Source organism: Micromonospora sp. WMMD734, from assembly GCF_049178975.1.
In the GTDB taxonomy this organism is placed as follows: Bacteria; Actinomycetota; Actinomycetes; order Mycobacteriales; family Micromonosporaceae; genus Micromonospora; species Micromonospora wenchangensis.
Genome location: NZ_JBMHMK010000001.1, coordinates 650,842 through 669,139, shown reverse-complemented (window position 1 = coordinate 669,139; position 18,298 = coordinate 650,842). Strand labels below are relative to the sequence as shown.

Below are 18,298 nucleotides of genomic sequence, written 5' to 3'. Positions count from 1 at the left end.
CGCCCGCACGCTAGCCCTTGCCGAAACATTCTGCAATACCTTGCAAACACTGCGGCAATACGGCAGCAATCTTGCAGAACGCGGCATGACCGATGGCCCGGGCGGCGACCGGTGACCCGGCCGGTGGGTCAGAGACCGGAGCAGGGCACCCCGTCGACGGTGCACCGCGACGGCCGGATGCTGCCGCCGGTGTTCTCGAAGTGGAACCGCAACGGCACCGAGGCGCCGGGCCCGACGTTCACCCCGCTGGTGTACGTGAACACCCCGCCGGACATCCGGGGGGTGCCCTGCGGGGCACCCTCGACCCACGAGGTGACCAGCCGGCTGCCCGGCGGCGGCACCAACCGCACCGTCCACGGCCGGGACACCCGGTCGCGGTTGTAGAGCAGCACCTCACCGATGAACGCCTCGTTGTTCCAGCTGTCCCGCACGCTGAACCGGCCGCTCACCGGCGACGACGGCGTGGCCGGCGGCGGAGGTGGCGGTGGCTGCGTGGTCGGCCGGGGCTGCCCGCCGGCCGGCTCGCCTGGCGGTGGCACGACCCCGCCGGCCGGCGGTTCGGGCACGCCGCCATCGGCCGACGGCCCGCCCGGGACGACCACCACGGGCACCTCGACCGGGGGCGGATCGGTACGGCGGGGCGTCAGCCCGGGGACGACCGGCTCAGGGAGGTTCGCCGCCACCCGGGCCGGGTTGGTCGCCCCCGATCCGGGCAGCGAGTAGGTCGGCAGCGGATCGGCCGGCCGGGCCTCGAACGCCGGCCCCCGGCTGCGGTACGACGCCAACGCGACGATCAGGAGCACCACCATCACCAGCACACCGGTGGCGACCACGACCCATGGCGACGACGCCAGCGCACCCGCTCCGTGTGCCCGCGGTTGCGCGCGACGCATGCCGGACATGACCCTCCCTGGTCGGCCCCGTCCGAGAAGAGTAACGATTCAGGCGATTGTCGGAAAGTGCCCAACGTCCGGAGTTTGTCCTAACCGGACAGTTTGTTTGTCCCGTCAGCCGCGCACCCGCAGCGCGTCCACCTGGAAGTAGACCCCGCTGCGCTTGACCGCCCGGATGGTGTAGCGCCCGACCGGCAGGTCCTGCACGCTGAACACGGTCTGCTGCGGTTGGTAACGCTGCGCCCGCGCGCTCACCCGCTGCTGCTTCACCGGTCGCCCACCGGAGTCGACGATCCACACGTCGGCGTCACCGTACTCGGGGTCGCGCGACGTGATGTAGTCCAGGCCGGTGCCGGTGAACGTGAAGCTGAACGAGTCCCCGTCATGGATGGTGTAGTGCACGTCGTCGCGGTGGTCGCCGAACGGCCGGTTCCGCGAGACCGCCCACCGCCCCCGGTAGGTGATGCCCGGGGCGTCGTCGTTGAGCAGCGTGGCCGGCGACGGCGGAAGGGCCAGGGGCGACGGCGACACGGACGCCGACGGGCTGGCCGACCGGGACGCGGCGGGCGTCCGGACTATCGCCGGTGGGGCCACGCCGGTCCCGCCGCCGGTGGCCCGCCGGGTGGGGGTGGGCGACGGTGAGGCCGACGCCGACGCCGACTCGGTCACCGCCGGCACCCCGGGCACCATCACGGCCTCGCTGCGTGACCCGGCATCGTGCGTGGCGTAACGATCGTGGCCCAGCACCGCTACCAACGCCTTGACCAGCAGCAGGAGCAGCACGATCACCCCGATCGAGGCGAGCAGCCAGGGCGTCGCGGCGACCGCCTGGGGCAGTCGGGACGTCCACCGCGTCCCACGCGTGCCAGGCATGGCCCTCCTCGGTCGACCCTGTACGCAGAGATTAGCGACCGTCCGGTAGGGATGATCACCGGGGGCGTGGCAGGGGCGGCCGAACGGTCAGCCCGTCCGGACGACGGTGCAGATCGCCGGGCCGTCCTCGGTGCCGCGCAGCAGGTAGCGGTAGCGTTCCCCGGGCACCGCCCGGCCCTGGCTGTCCAGGAACTCCCAGCGCACGGCGACCATGGTCAGCAGGGCGGACACCGGTTCCACCTCCTCGATCAGCGCGTGGGCCGCGACCAGTTCCCGTTCCCGGTAGTCGGGCGCGGCACCCACGAAGGACAGCGCGACCGCCGCCATCGTGCTGAACGAGAAACTGTAGGTGTCGGCGACCACCAGCCCCGGCAGGGCGTAGCAGCCGGCGATGGCGGGCACGTCGCCGGTGGTGAGCGCCACCCCGTACCGGTCGAAGAAGTCGCTCAACGTGTCGAGGTCGGTGGAAGCTCTCACGGCGTCACCAATTGCCGTCCCCGGCCACCGGCAAACCTCACCGGGGCGGGATACGCACCTCGATCTCCGCGCCCAGCCGCGCGTCGCCGGCCAGGTCCAGGTCGTCGCCGCTCCAGAACCGACCCGGGTCGTACCAGTTGGGCCGCCGGCCGGCCGGCAACAGGCCCATCGCCTCGTAGGTCACCGCCACCACCTCGGCGCAGTACGCGGTCTCCAGCGCACGGTCCCCGTCCGCCCGACCGGCCGGCTCGTCGTCCCGGTCCCGCCGACCCGGCAAGGGCAGCGGCAGCGGCAGGCGCAGCTGGGGCACCCGGCCCCGGGCCCACCGCCAGGCCAGCTGGGCGGTGGACGGGAACGGGGTGCCGTCGAGCCGGGCCACCGTCCGCAGCACCGCCTGCTCCATCGTCGGACCGGCCGACGGTTCGAGCTGACGCAGCCAGGCCCGCTGGCCGTACCGGTTGGCCCAGACGCAGACCGCGTCCCGCAGGTCGTGCAGTTGGACGCCGCGGTGGGGGGTGCCGGTCCACATGTCCCGCAGCGACCGGCCCAGTTCGGCGTGCCACATCAGCGGGGGCATGTCGTCCAGCACCACCGCCATGCCGACGTGGTTGACGGGACTGTTGGTGGTGAACTGGATGGCCCGGTCCGGCACGCTGCGCCCCCGGAACACCCAGACGTCACCGGTGCGGGTCAGGTCGACGGCCTCGTCCAGGCTGATGCTCATGAGCGTCTACCCTAGGCCGATGCGGCAACGGATGCAGTGGTGGAAGGTCCTCGGCCTGGCGGGTCTCGCGGGGGTCGCCGCGACCGGGGTGGTCGTCGCCCGGGCCGAGCGGCGGCGTCGCGCGTACACCCCGGAGGAGATCCGGGACCGGCTGCGGGAGCGGCACGCCCAGGCCGCGACGTCCGGCGACGAGCCGGCCTGACCTACCCGCGTCCGACCACCGACGGTCGGCCACCGGCGGGGTCCACGGTGGCCCCGAGGGGCGGCCGGACGGGCCGCCGACGGCTAGGCTCCCCGGCATGGACGACGCGGTCGAGCAGCAGCCCTTCGTGTTGGCACCGCCCGCCGCGCCGGTGGAGCGGCACGGCCAGGTCGACCTGCACCTGCCGGCCGGCCCCGGCCCCCACCCCGTGGTGGTCGTGGTGCACGGCGCCCCGCTTCCACCGGGCGCGCCGGACCCCCGGGACTGGCTGCTCTACCGGGGATACGGGGCGCTCCTCGCCGAGCAGGGCCTGGTCGCCGCCGTCATCAGCTACCGGGTGACCGACCTCGCCGGGCTGCCCGCCACCGCCGACGAGATCGCCGGCCTGGTCGAGTCCGTCCGGGCCGATCCCCGGGTCGACCCGCAGCGGGTGGTGCTCTGGTTCTTCTCCGGCGGGAGCCTGCTGTCGGCCGACTGGCTGCGCGCCGCACCGGACTGGGTGCGGGGGATCGCGTTGACCTATCCGCTGCTCGTCCCGCTGCCCGGCTGGGAGGTGCCGGCACGGTTCCTGCCGATCGACGCCCTCGGTGCCGGCTCGACGACGCCGGTGGTGCTGACCCGGGCCGGGCAGGACAAGCTCCCCGGCCTGCTGGCCGGCATCGCGGCATTCCTCGACGCCGCCGCCCGGGTCGGTCGACAGGTGCGCCTGGTGGAGGTGCCGGACGGCCAGCACGCCTTCGACATCCTGGACCACACCGAGCGGTCCCGCGACGCCGTCCGGGCGGCCCGGGACGCGGTGATCGACCTGATCCGCGCCGACTGAACCAGGTCGACCGCCCACCGCGCCGGGTCCGGTCCCGGGCCGGATGTCCGGTTCGGGGCGGGAGGTCCCGCACCGGACAGACCCGTTCGTCCCCGATCGTCCCGTGGCCGGGGCCACCCGCACGGCGGAATCGCTGCCGGGGGCGGGGCGTTGTACCCGGCATACCACCGCCACTCCCCCGCCCCCGGCGGGACGGCCCCGGAACCCCGATCGCGGAATGCGGTCGCCACCGGGTCGGTTGACAATCCCCGGACGCCCGAGCAGGTCCCAGTGATCGCCCGGCGATCCCCTGGACTTCCGGCGACGCCCCACCCCCGGTGGGCGTGCGTCAACACCCCCGATGCAGAGGAGCACGCGACCATGCGTACCGATCTGATCCGCAGGACCGCCCTGACCGCTGCCGGCCTCGCCTTCACCACCGGCGCCATCGCCGGCCCGCTGACCGCCGCCTACGCCGCCGAGGCCCGCACCGGCGCACCCGCCTCGGTGCAGGCCGAGCGCCGGCCCGCCGGTGAGCGTGAGCTGACGATGGACTACCAGGCGCAGCCGAACTTCTACTACTGCGGCCCCGCCGCGACCCGCAACGCCCTGTCCGTCCAGGGCAAGAAGATCGACGTCGACGCCATGGCCAAGGAGATGCGCACCACCGAGGCCGGCACCGACAGCATCAACGACATCACCCCCGTGCTGAACAAGGAGACCGGCCGCAAGGTGTACGAGAGCACCGAGATCCGCAGCGCCAAGGCCGACGACAGGCAGACCGACGAACTGCGCGCCGACATCGTGCGTGCCGTCGACGACGGCCGGGCCGTGGTGGCCAACATCGCCGGCACCGCCGTGGACACCGACGGCAACACCCACTCCTTCGAGGGTGGCCACTACATCAGCGTCATCGGCTACCGCGACGGTGGGAAGACCGTCACCATCGGTGACTCGGCCAACCCGGACACCGCTTCCTACCGGATGAGCGTGGACAACCTCGCCGACTGGATCGCCACCCGCGGCTACTCGTCCTGACCCCGTACACCGATCGGGCCGCCCCCACCCGGGGGCGGCCCGATCGTCGTCGGCACCCGCGCGGTTAGCGGTCGGTGCCGGCCGCCACCGGTTCGGCCTCGTCGGTGGTCGTCGTCGACTCCAGCCGGCGGGCGCGGCGGCGCAGCCACCAGGTGCTGGCCACCCCGCCGAGCACGGCCAGGACCAGGCCGGCCCAGGAGATGTCCTTGAGCCAGTGCTCGGCTGCCCGGCCCAGGGTGTAGAGCAGGTAGGTCGTGCCGAAGGCCCAGACCAGGCCGCCGGCCGCGTTGGCCACCAGGAACCGCCGGTACGGCACGTGCAGCGCGCCGGCCAGCGGCCCGGCCAGGATGCGCAGCAGGGCGACGAACCGGCCGAAGAACACCGCCCAGACGCCGTGCCGGGCGAAGCTCTGCTCGGCGCGGGCGAGTTGTGCGGGCCCCAGGTGCTTCGGGAAGCGCCGACCCAGCCGGGCCAGCAGCGGACGACCGCCCCGGCGGCCCACCGCGTAGCCGACGGAGTCGCCGACGATCGCGCCGAACGCCGCCGCGGTAGCGACCCAGTGCGGCTCGACCACCCCGGTCGCCGCCAGCAGGGCTGCGCTGACCAGCACGATCTCGCCCGGCAACGGGACACCCATGCTCTCGACGCCGATCACCCCGGCGACGATCAGGTAGACCACCCCCGGGGGAAGTGCCACGAGCCAGTGCTGAACGTCGACCACTGCCGCACCCCTTCCGACCCGACCTCGAACCCTACCCGCGCCGGATGGGCCGGGACGGGGCACACGTGGTGGCGTCAGCTCCGGACGGGCACCGAGCACCCGACCTGCGACGCGGACACGCCTGCGCCTCCCCACCCGGTGTCGGGTTACGCCTCACCGGGACCACCCGCTCCCGTGGATTGAGCGGCGGGTGCAGGAAGGCGGTTCAGCTGTGGCAACAAGCGTGGACACGCAGATTCTCCGGAACAGGGCGGGATTGCTTTTGTCGGCTATTCGACCGCCGATTGATATCGTCACGGCAAATCTCAGTCCGCCGAGTGTCGGCATAGCACGGAAGAGGGTTCTGACATCGGTGGAACGGCCTTAGGTTGCCGGAGGGTCGGGTGCTACCGAGGCGGCCCGGGTAAAGACATCATCAGGTGATGGCCTGGCTCAACAAGCGCGACCGTGTCGACTCCCCGGCGGCGAGCACCCGCCGGCTCATCGATCATCTGCGTACCGGCGGGCAACTGATTCCGATCGCGCCGCCGCTGGTGACGCGGGATGACGAGGTCGCGTACACCGACATCGTCGTCACCACCTTCGCCTATTACGGGGCGGAGGTCTCGTGGGCGAGTGGATACGCCGTGCAGGGTGGTCCGTTATTCACCGTGTTCGGCATCCTCCGTGGCGAGCTGAACAACAGCAGGGCGCGCCGTGAGGCCGAACGGATGGCCGCCGCCCAGTGGCGCGCCGAAGGCGACATACGGGTCGTGCTCACGAACCAACGCCTGGTGCTCTTTTTCGGTAGCGGCGTCGAGGTGTACTGGCTGGAACACCTGGTCTCGGTCACACCGGCACCAGACGGCTTGTCCGTGGTGCTCGCTTTCACCGGCGGCGTGCCGCTGGCGTTCGCCGGACCATGGGCACCGTGGCTGTGCATAATGACATCGAAGCTGGTCCACCGGGCGGCCTGGCCGCCCGGACACAACCCGCCGGCGTTCCTGTCAGCGGCACCGGCGGAGCAGAAGGCCGTCGGAAGTACGCCGAAGGCACGGCCAGCGATCGCCGTCGCCCCGTCCTCACCGGCCGAGCCGTCGCCCGCCGAGCAGCTCGCCGAAAGAGTGGATCGCTTATCCGCCGCCGATGCCGCAAAGGCGCTGTCCGCACACCCGACGCCGCTCGTGACCGAGGTACTCGACCTGCTCGGCACCCGCAAGGCCGCAGCGATCCGGTCTGCGCTCGCCGACCTGCGCGGTTAGGGACAATCCCTTGGTTGGCACAGGGTGTGGGCACTGCGCGCCAGCGCCTCGACCACCTCCTGACCGAGCGGATCGCCATCGCGTGGCGAACCGTGGCCCGTCGCCGCCCATGTCGACCTGGACGACGAGACGCGCTACGCCGCCCTGGACGCGACGGGGTCACGTCCTCGGCGCCGTCCCCCTCGGCGACACGGTGCGGTGCGGTCAGCGGGGTGCGAGCAGGCCCCGGGCGGTCATGAAGGCGTGCAACGTCGCGGCGTCCTCGGCGGACATCAGCCAGCGGGGGATCACCGTCGCCGGCATCCGGCCGACGTACACGATCCAGAAGTCGCCGGCCTCCCGCACCTGGGCCACCCCGTCCCAGGCGATGCCGCCGGACTCCGAGCCGCTGCGCATCATGATGTTGTCGTCGGTGATGTCGTAGCCGCCCTCGACCGCGTAGTCGTCGGAACGGCGGCGGGCCCGCCAACGCACCCAGGGCGCGTAGAGCATCGACAGCAGCCCGCCCACGAGCAGCACCAGCCACAGCGACGAGAACCGGCCGCCCCGGGAGACGAGCAGGCCGGCCGCCCCGGCCGCCGCCAGCGCCGCGCCGATGAGGGTGAACCGGCGCAGCCGGACGCTGCTGAGCGCGGCGGCCACCCGGCCCGGGTAGGCGGGGTCGGCGGGTACGTCGAAACGGATGTGCACGGCGGAAACGATAGTGCGGCGCGACGGCGGTGGCTCAGTCGAGGCAGAACTCGTTGCCCTCGACATCCTGCATCACCAGGCACGACTCGTTGTGCCCGTCGGCGGTCAGCAGGCGTATCCGGGTCGCGCCGAGGGCGACCAGCCGGGCGCACTCCGCCTCCAGCGCGGCCAACCGCTGTTCACCGACCAGGCCGGGGCCGACCCGCACGTCGAGGTGCAGCCGGTTCTTGACCACCTTGCCCTCGGGCACCCGCTGGAAGAACAGGCGTGGGCCCGCGCCGGTGGGGTCGACGCAGGCGAACGCGGAGCCCTGCCGCTCGGGCGGCAGGGCACTGTCGAACGCGCCCCAGTCGGCGAACCCCGGCGGGGGTGGGGGGACCACGTAACCGAGCACCGCGCACCAGAAGCGGGCGACCCGCTCGGGCTGCGCGCAGTCGAAGGTGATCTGGACCTGCCTGACCGACACCATCGGCACACCGTAGTGGCCGGGTCCGACACGGTGGCGCTCAGCGACCGGGGGCCGCCTGACGCGCCGTCCGGTCGGGCAGCGGGGCGACGAACTCCAGCCGGTTGCCGTGCGGGTCGGCGGTGTGGAAGCGGCGCATCCCGGGCAGTTCGTCGTCACCCCAGGTGACCGGGTGGCCGGCGCGGGCCAACCGGTCGGCGAGCGCGTCGAGGTCGGGACGCAGCAGGGCGGGGTGCGCCTTGCGGGCCGGCCGGAAGTCGACCTCGACGCCGAGGTGCAGTTCGGCGTCGTACCCGGTGAACCAGCAGCCGCCACGGGCGGCGAGGGCCGGCGGTTTGGGTTTCTCGGTCAGACCGAGGATGCCCACGTAGAAGGCCCGGGAGGAATCCTCGGAACCGGGCGGACAGGCGAGCAACACATGATGGATCATGGTGGCACCTCCTCGTCCCGAACCCTGGCACGAGGTTGCACGAATAGCAAGACGGACGTACGGTTTTGTTGGAAGACGACGAATCGGCAGTAAGTGTCACCTAACCTGGGCGGCCCTCCGCCCGGTGCGACAGACTGCTCAGGACTACTCACGGTCGCTGGTGTGAAGGAGTACGACGTGGCGAGCCTCGACACCTTCGGTGCGAAGACCCAGCTACGCGTCGGAGACGCGAGCTACGAGATTTTCAGGATCAGCCAGGTGCCGGGGCACGACAGACTGCCCTACAGCTTGAAGATCCTGCTGGAGAACCTGCTGCGGACCGAGGACGGCGCGAACATCACCGCCGACCACATCTCCCAGCTCGGCTCCTGGGACCCCACCGCCGACCCGAGCGTGGAAATCCAGTTCACCCCGGCGCGGGTGCTGATGCAGGACTTCACCGGCGTACCCTGCGTGGTCGACCTGGCCACCATGCGTGAGGCGGTCCGCGAACTCGGCGGCGACGCCACCAAGGTCAACCCGCTGGCCCCGGCCGAGCTGGTCATCGACCACTCGGTCATCGCCGACCTGTTCGGCCGGGAGGACGCCTTCGCCCGCAACGTCGAGCTGGAGTACGAGCGCAACAGGGAGCGCTACCAGTTCCTGCGCTGGGGCCAGACCGCGTTCAACGAGTTCAAGGTCGTCCCGCCCGGCACCGGCATCGTGCACCAGGTCAACATCGAGTACCTGGCCCGGACGATCATGGAGCGCAACGGCCAGGCCTACCCGGACACCGTCGTCGGCACCGACTCGCACACCACCATGGTCAACGGCCTGGGCGTGCTGGGCTGGGGCGTCGGCGGCATCGAGGCCGAGGCCGCGATGCTCGGCCAGCCGGTCAGCATGCTGATCCCCCGGGTCGTCGGCTTCAAGCTGTCCGGCGAGATGCCGGCCGGCACCACCGCCACCGACCTGGTGCTCACCATCACCGAGATGCTGCGCAAGCACGGCGTGGTCGGCAAGTTCGTCGAGTTCTACGGCCCCGGCGTCAGCGCCGTACCACTGGCCAACCGGGCCACCATCGGCAACATGTCCCCCGAGTACGGCTCCACCGTCGCGATCTTCCCGATCGACGCCGAGACCGTCCGCTACCTGGAGCTGACCGGCCGGGACGCGTCCCAGGTGGCGCTGGTCGAGGCGTACGCCAAGGAGCAGGGCCTCTGGCACGACCCGGACCACGAGCCGGCGTACTCCGAGCGCCTGGAGCTGGACCTGGGCACCATCGAGCCGTCCCTGGCCGGGCCCAAGCGCCCGCAGGACCGGGTGCCGCTCGGGACCGCCAAGACGCTGTTCCGCTCGGCGCTGACCGACTACGTCGCCGACGACTCCGCCGGCGAGCGCGACCTCAAGCCCGGCGTCGCCCGCGAGCAGCTGCCCCGGGGCGCGAACGGCCCGGCCGACCAGGCCAGCGCCGAGTCGTTCCCGGCCAGCGACCCGCCGGCCAACGACTTCAGCGACCCCGCCGACGAGCCGCGCGACCTGGAGACCGCCGCCGTCGGCGCCGGGGGCCGGGCCAGCAACCCGGTCCGGGTCACCGGCAGCGACGGCGTGGAATACGAGCTGGACCACGGCGCGGTGGTCATCGCCGCGATCACCTCGTGCACCAACACCTCCAACCCGCAGGTGATGATCGGTGCCGCGCTGCTGGCCCGCAACGCCGTCGACAAGGGCCTGAGCCGCAAGCCATGGGTCAAGACCACGCTCGCGCCCGGCTCCAAGGTCGTCATGGACTACTACGAGCGGGCCGGCCTCACGCCGTACCTCGACAAGCTCGGCTTCAACCTGGTCGGCTACGGCTGCACCACCTGCATCGGCAACTCCGGCCCGCTGCCGGAGGAGGTCTCCGCCGCCGTCAACTCCGGCGACCTGGCCGTCGTGTCGGTGCTGTCCGGCAACCGGAACTTCGAGGGCCGGATCAACCCGGACGTCAAGATGAACTACCTGGCGTCTCCGCCGCTGGTGGTGGCGTACGCGCTGGCCGGCACGATGGACATCGACCTGGCCAACGAGCCGCTCGGCGAGGACACCGAGGGCAACCCGGTGTTCCTGCGCGACATCTGGCCCAACACCGCCGAGATCCAGGACGTCATCGCCCAGGCGATCGGCGCGACCGGGTTCAGCGCCGCGTACGCCGACGTGTTCGCCGGGGACGAGCGCTGGCAGTCGCTGCCCACCCCGACCGGCGACACGTTCGCCTGGGCCGACGACTCCACCTACGTGCGCAAGCCCCCGTACTTCGAGGGCATGCGGCAGGAGCCGAGCCCGGTGGTCGACATCGCCGACGCCCGGGTGCTGGCCAAGCTGGGCGACTCGGTGACCACCGACCACATCTCCCCGGCCGGCGCGATCAAGGCCGACTCCCCCGCCGGCCGGTACCTCGCCGAGCACGGCGTGCCGCGCCACGAGTTCAACTCGTACGGCTCCCGCCGGGGCAACCACGAGGTGATGATCCGGGGCACCTTCGCCAACATCCGGCTGCGGAACCAGCTCGTCCCGGGTGTGGAGGGTGGCTTCACCGTCAACCACCTGACCGGCGAGCAGACCACCATCTACGACGCCTCCACCGCCTACCAGGCCGCCGGCGTCCCGCTGGTCATCCTGGCCGGCAAGGAGTACGGCTCCGGCTCGTCGCGGGACTGGGCGGCCAAGGGCACCATGCTGCTCGGCGTCCGGGCGGTCATCGCCGAGTCCTACGAGCGCATCCACCGGTCCAACCTGATCGGGATGGGTGTGCTGCCGTTGCAGTTCCCGGTGGACACCACCGCCGAGTCGCTCGGCCTCACCGGCACGGAGACCTTCTCCATCACCGGAGTGACCGCGCTCAACGACGGCGACACCCCGCGTACGGTGCGGGTCAGCACCGACACCGGCGTGGAGTTCGACGCGGTGGTCCGGATCGACACCCCGGGCGAGGCGGACTACTACCGCCACGGCGGCATCCTCCAGTACGTGCTGCGCCGCATGATCGCCAGCTGACGTACCCCCTGCACGGAACGGGCCCCCTCCGGTCGCGGAGGGGGCCCGTCGCGTCGGCGCGCGGTGCGGTCCGTGCTCAGCCGCCACCCGCGCGCCGGCGGGACTCGCGGGTCTTCATCGCGTGCTCCAGCAGGGTGATCAGCACGCCACGGCCGGACTCCCGCTGCCGGGCGTCGCAGAGCAGCAGCGGCACCTCCGGGTCCAGGTCCAGCGCCGCGCGGATCTCGTCGAGGCCGAACCGGCGCGCGCCCTCGAAGCAGTTCACCGCCACCACGAACGGGGTGCCCCGCCCCTCGAAGTAGTCGATGGACGGGAAGCAGTCGGCCAACCGCCTGGTGTCGGCCAGCACCACCGCGCCCAGCGCCCCCACCGCCAACTCGTCCCACAGGAACCAGAACCGGTCCTGCCCGGGGGTGCCGAAGACGTAGAGGACCAGGTCGTTGCTGATGGTGATCCGGCCGAAGTCCATCGCCACCGTGGTGGTGCTCTTACGTTCCACACCGGACAGGTCGTCGACGCCGATCCCGGTCTCGGTCAGCACCTCCTCGGTACGCAGTGGACGGCTCTCGCTGACCGCCCCGACCAACGTCGTCTTGCCGGCCCCGAAACCGCCCGCCACCAGAACCTTGAGCGCGGTGGGCAGCACCCGCGCCCCCGCCGGACGTTCAGAGTGCCCGTAGTCCATTGATCACCGCCTCGTAGATGCTCTCGTCGTTGACACCGGCCGGCTCCCGGGGTTCCTGTACCCGGACCAGGTCCCGCGCCACCAGGTCACCGAGGAGCACCCGTACGGTGCCCACCGGCAGGTCCAGTCGGGCGGCGATCTCGGCCACCGACTGCATGCGTTGGGTCAGCGCCACGATCGCCACGTGCTCCGGGCCCAGCCCGGCCTCCTCGACCGCGTTCGTCCGGGTCGCCGTGACCAGCGAGATCAGGTCGAACGAGCCGGTCACCGGGCGGGCCCGACCCCGGGTGACCGCGTACGGGCGGACCACCGGGCCCGCGTGCTCGTCGACCCACTGTTCGTCTGCGGGGTCGCCGTCACCGGCCATCGCGGTCAGTTCCCACCGGACGGCTGATCGATGCCCCGGGCCGGCGACGCCACGTACTTGCCCACCCGGGCGACGAGCATCGCCATCTCGTACGCGATCAGGCCGACGTCGGCGTCCGTGCCGGCCAGCACCGCCAGGCACGCGTTCGGCCCGGCCGCGGTGACGAACAGGAACGAGGACTCCATCTCGATGATGGTCTGCTGGACCTGCCCGCCGCCGAACCGTTTCCCGGCACCCCGGGCCAGGCTCTGGATGCCGGCGGCCATTGCGGCGAGGTGTTCGCCGTCGTCCCGCCCCATCCCCTCGGACGCGGCCATCAGCAGGCCGTCCGTGGAGAGCGCGACGGCGTGCTCGGCCTGCTTGACCCGGCTGACCAGATCGTCGAGCAACCACGTCAGGTCGGCACCGGATGCCGTCGTCTGGCCCACTCGTCGTCCTCTTCCCCGGCGCGTACGCCGTGCTCGTTGCCGTCCCGTGCCCGTTGCCGTCCCGTCGGCGGTGTCGCAGCCGTCGCGACGCCGTCAGCCCGCCGGGTTGTCCGCGTCGTCCGGCCGCTCGCCGGAACGGGTGCCCTCCGACAGCCGGGCCGCGTCGCTGCGGCCGCGTCGGGTACCCGACTGGTAGGCGCTCATCAGTTGGCGTACCTGCTCGGGGGCGCGCCGCGGGGCACCCGCGGCCGCGGTCTCCCCGGTGCTCGGGGCGGCCCGCAGCTCGGGTGCCAGGCTCGCCTGACGCACCCGCACCGGCAGGCCCGCGTCGGTCACCGGCCCCTCCACAGTAGGCGACGGCGGGTCGACGCCGTCGTCCGCCGTCCGCCCGTCCCCGGTCGCCCGGTCGGCCGGGTCGGGACTGCCCGACCGGTCCGTGGCCGGCCCGGTGCCGACCGGCCCGGCAGCCGCGGGGACGGGTCCGGGGGCCGCCGGCCACGGGTCGCCGGGTCGGGCCGGGCCGGTGGCCGCAGGGTCCGGGGTGGACGGTCGGACGCCGGTGATCGGCAGGCCGGTCGGGACGGTCGGCCCGTGCAGCGCGTCACTGACCGGCGGCGCGGAGGTCGGACCGTCCGGCTGGCGCGGCGGCCGCTTGCGGGAGCGGGCCGGCAGCCCGGCCGGGGTCAGCGCGCCCGACGGCGGGACGGCCCACGGGGCCGTCGACGACGTGGTCCCGCCGGCCGGTGACGGAACCTCCACGCCCAGCGACGGGGTGACCGGCGCTGCCACGGTGACCGGCGACGGGGTGACCTGCGACGGGGCCTCACCGGCCGACGGGGCGGCGGGGGTGGCCGGGCCGGCGGCGAGGACCGGCTGGGCGCCGGACGGGCTCGGATCACCGGGCACGACCAGCTCCGACGGGATCAGCACCACGGCGGTCGTGCCCCCGTACGCGGACTCCTTGAGCTGTACCTTCACCCCGTGCCGCTCGGTCAGCCGGCTCACCACGTACAGGCCGAGGCGGGCGGCGTCGGCCAGGTTCAACTCGGAACGGTCGCCGATCCGGCGGTTCGCCGCGGCCAGTTCCTCACCGGTCAGCCCCAGGCCACGGTCCTCGATCTCGATGGCGTACCCGGCGGTCACGAGTTGACCCCGCACCTCCACCGTGGTGGTCGGCGGCGAGAAGGACAGTCCGTTCTCTATCAGCTCGGCGAGCAGGTGGATCACGTCACCGACCGCCCGGCCGGCTAGCGCGACCGGCCCGAGCGGCAGCACGTCCACCCGGGTGTAGTCCTCGACCTCGGCGACCGCGCCACGCACCACGTCCACCATGGGCACGTTGCGCCGCCACGCCCGGCCCGGGGTGGCGCCGGAGAGCACGATCAGGTTCTCCGCGTTGCGTCGCATCCGGGTGGCCAGATGGTCCACCCGGAACAGGTCTTCAAGCTCCCCGGCGTCGTGTTCGCGCCGTTCCATCGCGTCGAGCAGGGTGAGCTGGCGGTGCACCAGCGCCTGGGTGCGCCGGGCCAGGCTGAGGAACACCCCGCGTACGTTGCGCCGCAGCTCGGCCTGCTCCACGGCCGTCCGGACGGCGGTCTCCTGCACGGCGTTGAACGCCCGCCCGAGCTGGCCGATCTCGTCGTCGCCGAAGTCCAGGGGTGGGGCCTCGCGGGCCACGTCGACGTCCTCGCCACGGCCGAGCCGGTCCACCACCCCGGGCAGCCGCTCGTGGGCCAGCCGCAGCGCGGCGTCACGTAGCCGGGCCACCTGGCGGACCAGGTGCCGGGCGGTGCTGATCGACACCACGATGGAGGCGATCACGGCGATCAGGCCGAGGCCGGCGGCGAGCACCAGCCGGACGATGACGCCCACCGCGACCGGAGTGGCCCGGTCGATCAACGCGTCGCCGATGATCACCCCGAAGTCCACCTGGGCCTGCATCGCCGGCCCGACGGTCGACTGCCACTCCTGCGCGGTCAACGGCAGGGTGCTCCCCGACCGGGACTGCTGGATCACCCGGTCCTCCAGGACCCGGAACCGGGTCACCGCGTCGGAGCCGGCGAGCTGGTCGTAGCGGACCCGGTCGGCCGGGGACAGTTCGCCGGCCGCCTCCGCGGTCTGGTAGCGCTGGGCGCCGACCAGTTGGGCGAAGCGGGCGTACTCGTCGCCGGTCATCCGGCCCGCCGCGAGCACCCCGGTGATCAGCGCGTCCTGCTGGGAGATGAGCTCGCGAACCTGGTAGAGGTCGACCAGGGTCTCGCTCTCCGCGGCGATCCGCGGGTCGTCGAGCTGGCCGAGCGAGCCGTACATCCGCAGCACCGCGGCGAGGATGGCGGTGTACGCGGCCGACGCCTCGACCCGGTTCACCCCGGCGTCGCGCACCGACTCCCGGACGCCGGTGAGGCCACTGAGCCCGGTCAGCACCTCGTCCACCCGGCGGCGGGTGTCCTCCCCGGTGGCCAGTTCGGCCTGCCAACTGCCCACCGACGTGCCGAAGTCCTCCGACACCCGGTCGGTGCGCTGCCACTGGGCGGTCAGCGCGTCGAGCTGCGGCTGGCCGCGTTCGCCCAGGTAGGCGTTGGCGAGCCGACGCTCGTCCTGCAACGCGGTGAGCAACGACTGGCCCGGGTCGGCCACCCGGCTGTTGAGCGTCTGGACGAACAGCAGGGTGAAGCCGTCACGGACGGTCACCCAGGCCGCGAAGGACCAGAGCGCGACGAGCGAGGTGAGCAGGGCGACGATTTTGGTACGCAGACGCGTGCTGCCGGAACCCATCACACCGCCCCCGGGCCGGACCGTGGCCGCCGGACGCCCGACGCGTCACGACACACCTGAACCCGGCGCACGCTAGCAGTCGGCACCACCATCGCTCAAGCCATGCTGATCATGGAGGCGGGGCCGGTGCCGCAGGTCGGAGGCGATGGTGACCACCATGGATGGTACCGACCGACGGTGGGGGCGGGCCCGCCGGCACAACGGACGGGTCGGTCGCCGCTGCGGCCGGCCCCGATCGCGGGCGCGACCGACCCCGCTGTGCCAGGCTCAGGGGCATGGACGACAAGAGCATCCTGCACCGGATCTCGGAACTGGTCGACGAGGAGCACCGGCTCCGGTCGGCGGCCCAGGCCCACGAATCCGGCACCGACGACGAGGCCAAGGAACAACTGCGCGCGCTGGAGGAGTCCCTGGACCAGTGCTGGGACCTGCTGCGTCGCCGCCGGGCGGCCCGGGAGGCGCACGGCGACCCGGAGGCGCAGGGCGCCCGACCGGTGTCGGAGGTCGAGCGTTACCTCCAGTGAACGCCCGACGCCCCGGACGGCCGGCAGCCGCCCGGGGCGTCGCCGCGTCAGCGCACCCCCGCCTCCCGCAGCAGCAGCCCGGTGAGGGTGGCCGGGTCGGTGTCGGCGGCGGGGAGCCCCCGGGCGGTGAACCAGGTGGCCATCACCCGCACGTCGCGGGCGAGGAACTCCGGCCCCTGCGGGTTGGCCACCACGTCGATCACCTGCGGGAGATCGATCATGACGAGCCGCCCCGCGTGCACCAGCAGGTTGTACGGCGACAGGTCGCCGTGGGCGTAGCCGGCCCGGGCCAGCACCACCAGGGCGTCCACCAGTTGCTCCCACAGGGAGCGCAGCGGGGCCGGGTCGGGGCGCAGCTGGGCCAGCCGGGGCGCGGCGGTCCCCTCGTCGGGGTCGCCGACGAACTCCAGCATCAGCTCGGTGCCGAGCAGCTGCACCGGGTACGGCACGGCGATCCGTCCGGATTCCGTCCCGATCTCCCAGAGCCGGGACAGCGCGGCGAACTCGGCCGCCGCCCACTGTCCGGCGATCATCTGCCGGCCGAACGCCGTCCGGCCGGCCATCGCCCGGTTCTCCCGGGACCGGCGCACCCGGCGTCCCTCCAGGTAGCCGGCGTCGCGGTGGAAGAGCCGGTGCTGGGCGTCGCGGTACCGCTTGGCGGCCAGCAGGCAGGACCGGTCGGTGTCGGGCACCGCCCGGCGGACGAGGTGGACGTCCGCCTCCTTGCCGGTCTTGAGCACGCCGAGGTCGGTGTCCCGGGCGGCCAGCTCGGTGACCAGCCACCGCGGGTGCGGCTCGGGTCCGTGCACGGCCTGGTCCCAGGAGGACCAGTCGTCCTCCGGCTCGGGTCCGGGTTCGTCCTCGGGTGCGGTACGGGCCGGCTGCCGGCCGTACGTCAGGAAGGGTGTCTCGTCGTCGTCGAAGCGGCTCCTGCCGCGGCCACGGCGCTGCGGCGCCGGGAGGTCGTGTTCGCGCACGGTGCTGGTGATCCCTTGATCGAGGCTGATGGAGGCAGGTGGTACGACCCTGCGAAGACGGCCATGACCGACCCCCCTTCCTCGACCGGGCCCCGCCCGGCTGCGCGTGCGCGCCGGCCCATGCTGGCCGACGCCCCGACCGGGGCACAACCGATTTACCCGCCGGCGAGCACCACCGAGACCGCCGCGATCAACGAGTCGACGGTTCGGGTGGGGGCGAACCGGGTGTCGGTCCAGCTCCGGCCCCGGTGCAGCCAGACGCTGGGCAGGCCGACCGCGGCGGCCCCGCCGATGTCCGCCTCCGGGCTGTCCCCCACCACCCACGCGCCGCGTAGCGGCAGCCGGGCCCGCTGGGCGGCCAGCGCGAAGATCCGGGGGTTGGGCTTGCTGACGCCGGCCTCCTCGGAGATCACCCAGTCGGCGACGTAGCGGTCCAGGCCGGTCTGCCGGATCTTGGCGTCCTCCAGCCGCACCGAGCCGTTGGTGACCACCACCGGCAGCCATCCGGCGTCGTCGGCGATCCGCAGCGCGCAGGCCACCAGCGGGTCGAGCCGGGTGTAGCCGACCACCCCGTCGTGCAGTTCCTCGACCAGGTCGATGGAGGGGATGCGCAGCGCGTACCGGTCCCGGATGGCGTCGGCGATGTCCCACCTGTCGGTCAGGCCGTCGGCGTCGATGGACAGCAGCCAGTCGATGTCGGCGGCCGGCGCGCCGATCTCGGCCAGGAAACCCTCGGCCCAGGCGCGGAACGGCCCGGCCCGGTCGAGCAGGGTGTTGTCCAGGTCGAGCAGGAGCAACGGCACTGAGGCACCTTACGGGAGAGGGGACCGCCGCCGACAGGGTCGAGCCGCCCCTCGTCGACCGTCGGGCAGCCGGGGGCGGGCGGGGGCGGTGCACGGGTGGGGGGAGGTGACCGGGGCTGTCGCCACCTGCCGATCCTAACCGGACGCGCGTCCGGCAGGCCGAGGTG

At 72.8% G+C, this 18,298-nt stretch carries 20 protein-coding genes; 6 read left to right on the top strand and 14 right to left on the bottom strand.

All coding sequences use genetic code 11. The features are described 5' to 3' along the window. Positions 1-128: 128 nt before the first annotated feature. The 4 genes from ACN267_RS03065 to ACN267_RS03050 all read right to left on the bottom strand — a co-directional run bounded on the left by ACN267_RS03065 (position 129) and on the right by ACN267_RS03050 (position 2,967). Entirely contained in the window at positions 129-902 is a 774-nt protein-coding gene (locus ACN267_RS03065; RefSeq protein WP_421487858.1) for a cellulose-binding protein, read from the bottom strand. Between the two features lie 105 nt (positions 903-1,007). Next, the gene (locus tag ACN267_RS03060) at positions 1,008-1,766 is read right to left on the bottom strand and encodes a hypothetical protein (protein ID WP_281895868.1); all 759 of its coding nucleotides are present in this window, start codon (positions 1,764-1,766) and stop codon (positions 1,008-1,010) included. A gap of 87 nt (positions 1,767-1,853) precedes the next feature. Beyond that, entirely contained in the window at positions 1,854-2,243 is a 390-nt protein-coding gene (locus tag ACN267_RS03055) for a hypothetical protein (RefSeq protein ID WP_204959111.1), read from the bottom strand. 37 nt (positions 2,244-2,280) lie between these two features. Next, complete coding sequence (locus ACN267_RS03050; RefSeq protein WP_421487857.1) at positions 2,281-2,967, bottom strand: hypothetical protein; 687 nt, start codon at positions 2,965-2,967, stop codon at positions 2,281-2,283. Between the two features lie 19 nt (positions 2,968-2,986). On the opposite strand from ACN267_RS03050, the gene ACN267_RS03045 reads away from it, so the two are divergent. The 3 genes from ACN267_RS03045 to ACN267_RS03035 all read left to right on the top strand — a co-directional run bounded on the left by ACN267_RS03045 (position 2,987) and on the right by ACN267_RS03035 (position 5,009). Beyond that, positions 2,987-3,169, top strand: coding sequence for a hypothetical protein (locus ACN267_RS03045; protein ID WP_088645642.1), 183 nt, complete (start codon positions 2,987-2,989; stop codon positions 3,167-3,169). Between the two features lie 97 nt (positions 3,170-3,266). Further along, the gene (locus ACN267_RS03040) at positions 3,267-3,992 is read left to right on the top strand and encodes an alpha/beta hydrolase (RefSeq protein WP_204959113.1); all 726 of its coding nucleotides are present in this window, start codon (positions 3,267-3,269) and stop codon (positions 3,990-3,992) included. A 360-nt stretch (positions 3,993-4,352) separates the two neighbouring features. Continuing rightward, positions 4,353-5,009, top strand: coding sequence for a C39 family peptidase (locus ACN267_RS03035; protein WP_204959114.1), 657 nt, complete (start codon positions 4,353-4,355; stop codon positions 5,007-5,009). Between the two features lie 64 nt (positions 5,010-5,073). On the opposite strand, the gene ACN267_RS03030 is transcribed toward ACN267_RS03035, so the two are convergent. Then, complete coding sequence (locus tag ACN267_RS03030) at positions 5,074-5,706, bottom strand: DedA family protein (RefSeq protein ID WP_281895856.1); 633 nt, start codon at positions 5,704-5,706, stop codon at positions 5,074-5,076. A gap of 446 nt (positions 5,707-6,152) precedes the next feature. On the opposite strand from ACN267_RS03030, the gene ACN267_RS03025 reads away from it, so the two are divergent. Further along, complete coding sequence (locus ACN267_RS03025) at positions 6,153-6,971, top strand: hypothetical protein (RefSeq protein WP_421487856.1); 819 nt, start codon at positions 6,153-6,155, stop codon at positions 6,969-6,971. A gap of 204 nt (positions 6,972-7,175) precedes the next feature. Here ACN267_RS03025 and ACN267_RS03020 read toward each other — a convergent pair whose 3' ends face one another. Genes ACN267_RS03020 through ACN267_RS03010 form a run of 3 tightly spaced genes read right to left on the bottom strand, consistent with a single transcriptional unit; the run spans position 7,176 to position 8,557 of the window. Continuing rightward, positions 7,176-7,661, bottom strand: coding sequence for a YcxB family protein (locus tag ACN267_RS03020; RefSeq protein WP_421487855.1), 486 nt, complete (start codon positions 7,659-7,661; stop codon positions 7,176-7,178). Positions 7,662-7,695: 34 nt separating this feature from the next. Next, complete coding sequence (locus ACN267_RS03015) at positions 7,696-8,130, bottom strand: VOC family protein (protein WP_421487854.1); 435 nt, start codon at positions 8,128-8,130, stop codon at positions 7,696-7,698. 37 nt (positions 8,131-8,167) lie between these two features. Beyond that, positions 8,168-8,557, bottom strand: coding sequence for a VOC family protein (locus ACN267_RS03010; protein ID WP_421487853.1), 390 nt, complete (start codon positions 8,555-8,557; stop codon positions 8,168-8,170). 162 nt (positions 8,558-8,719) lie between these two features. Here ACN267_RS03010 and ACN267_RS03005 point away from each other — a divergent pair, with 162 nt between their 5' ends. Continuing rightward, on the top strand, positions 8,720-11,572 hold the full coding sequence (locus tag ACN267_RS03005; protein WP_204959119.1) for an aconitate hydratase: 2,853 nt from the start codon (positions 8,720-8,722) through the stop codon (positions 11,570-11,572). 76 nt (positions 11,573-11,648) lie between these two features. Here ACN267_RS03005 and ACN267_RS03000 read toward each other — a convergent pair whose 3' ends face one another. From ACN267_RS03000 to ACN267_RS02985, 4 genes are all read right to left on the bottom strand, one after another. Further along, a complete protein-coding gene (locus ACN267_RS03000) occupies positions 11,649-12,257 on the bottom strand; it encodes a GTP-binding protein (RefSeq protein ID WP_204959120.1) in 609 nt (202 codons plus the stop codon). Next, positions 12,238-12,624: a DUF742 domain-containing protein gene (locus ACN267_RS02995; protein WP_088645633.1), complete on the bottom strand. Its 387-nt coding sequence runs from the start codon at positions 12,622-12,624 to the stop codon at positions 12,238-12,240. The genes ACN267_RS03000 and ACN267_RS02995 overlap by 20 nt, the downstream gene beginning before the upstream one ends. Positions 12,625-12,629: 5 nt before the next feature. Continuing rightward, entirely contained in the window at positions 12,630-13,052 is a 423-nt protein-coding gene (locus ACN267_RS02990) for a roadblock/LC7 domain-containing protein (RefSeq protein ID WP_204959121.1), read from the bottom strand. A 93-nt stretch (positions 13,053-13,145) separates the two neighbouring features. Then, positions 13,146-15,827, bottom strand: a complete 2,682-nt coding sequence (locus tag ACN267_RS02985; RefSeq protein WP_421487852.1) for a nitrate- and nitrite sensing domain-containing protein — start codon at positions 15,825-15,827, stop codon at positions 13,146-13,148. Positions 15,828-16,102: 275 nt separating this feature from the next. Between ACN267_RS02985 and ACN267_RS02980 the strand changes: the two genes are divergently transcribed. Then, entirely contained in the window at positions 16,103-16,351 is a 249-nt protein-coding gene (locus ACN267_RS02980) for a DUF2630 family protein (RefSeq protein ID WP_088645025.1), read from the top strand. Positions 16,352-16,398: 47 nt separating this feature from the next. On the opposite strand, the gene ACN267_RS02975 is transcribed toward ACN267_RS02980, so the two are convergent. Together ACN267_RS02975 and ACN267_RS02970 are read right to left on the bottom strand one after the other, a co-directional pair. After that, positions 16,399-17,328, bottom strand: coding sequence for a serine protein kinase RIO (locus ACN267_RS02975; RefSeq protein WP_421487851.1), 930 nt, complete (start codon positions 17,326-17,328; stop codon positions 16,399-16,401). Positions 17,329-17,483: 155 nt separating this feature from the next. Further along, the gene (locus tag ACN267_RS02970; RefSeq protein ID WP_088645027.1) at positions 17,484-18,131 is read right to left on the bottom strand and encodes an HAD family hydrolase; all 648 of its coding nucleotides are present in this window, start codon (positions 18,129-18,131) and stop codon (positions 17,484-17,486) included. Positions 18,132-18,298: the final 167 nt, after the last annotated feature.

Bases quoted from the DNA above. Each gene is read 5' to 3' on its own strand.
- ACN267_RS03065 (WP_421487858.1), bottom strand. From the start codon at position 902: ATGTCCGGCATGCGTCGCGCGCAACCGCGGGCACACGGAGCGGGTGCG.
- ACN267_RS03060 (WP_281895868.1), bottom strand. From the start codon at position 1,766: ATGCCTGGCACGCGTGGGACGCGGTGGACGTCCCGACTGCCCCAGGCG.
- ACN267_RS03050 (WP_421487857.1), bottom strand. From the start codon at position 2,967: ATGAGCATCAGCCTGGACGAGGCCGTCGACCTGACCCGCACCGGTGAC.
- ACN267_RS03045 (WP_088645642.1), top strand. From the start codon at position 2,987: ATGCGGCAACGGATGCAGTGGTGGAAGGTCCTCGGCCTGGCGGGTCTC.
- ACN267_RS03040 (WP_204959113.1), top strand. From the start codon at position 3,267: ATGGACGACGCGGTCGAGCAGCAGCCCTTCGTGTTGGCACCGCCCGCC.
- ACN267_RS03035 (WP_204959114.1), top strand. From the start codon at position 4,353: ATGCGTACCGATCTGATCCGCAGGACCGCCCTGACCGCTGCCGGCCTC.
- ACN267_RS03025 (WP_421487856.1), top strand. From the start codon at position 6,153: ATGGCCTGGCTCAACAAGCGCGACCGTGTCGACTCCCCGGCGGCGAGC.
- ACN267_RS03015 (WP_421487854.1), bottom strand. From the start codon at position 8,130: ATGGTGTCGGTCAGGCAGGTCCAGATCACCTTCGACTGCGCGCAGCCC.
- ACN267_RS03010 (WP_421487853.1), bottom strand. From the start codon at position 8,557: ATGATCCATCATGTGTTGCTCGCCTGTCCGCCCGGTTCCGAGGATTCC.
- ACN267_RS03000 (WP_204959120.1), bottom strand. From the start codon at position 12,257: ATGGACTACGGGCACTCTGAACGTCCGGCGGGGGCGCGGGTGCTGCCC.
- ACN267_RS02995 (WP_088645633.1), bottom strand. From the start codon at position 12,624: ATGGCCGGTGACGGCGACCCCGCAGACGAACAGTGGGTCGACGAGCAC.
- ACN267_RS02985 (WP_421487852.1), bottom strand. From the start codon at position 15,827: ATGGGTTCCGGCAGCACGCGTCTGCGTACCAAAATCGTCGCCCTGCTC.
- ACN267_RS02980 (WP_088645025.1), top strand. From the start codon at position 16,103: ATGGACGACAAGAGCATCCTGCACCGGATCTCGGAACTGGTCGACGAG.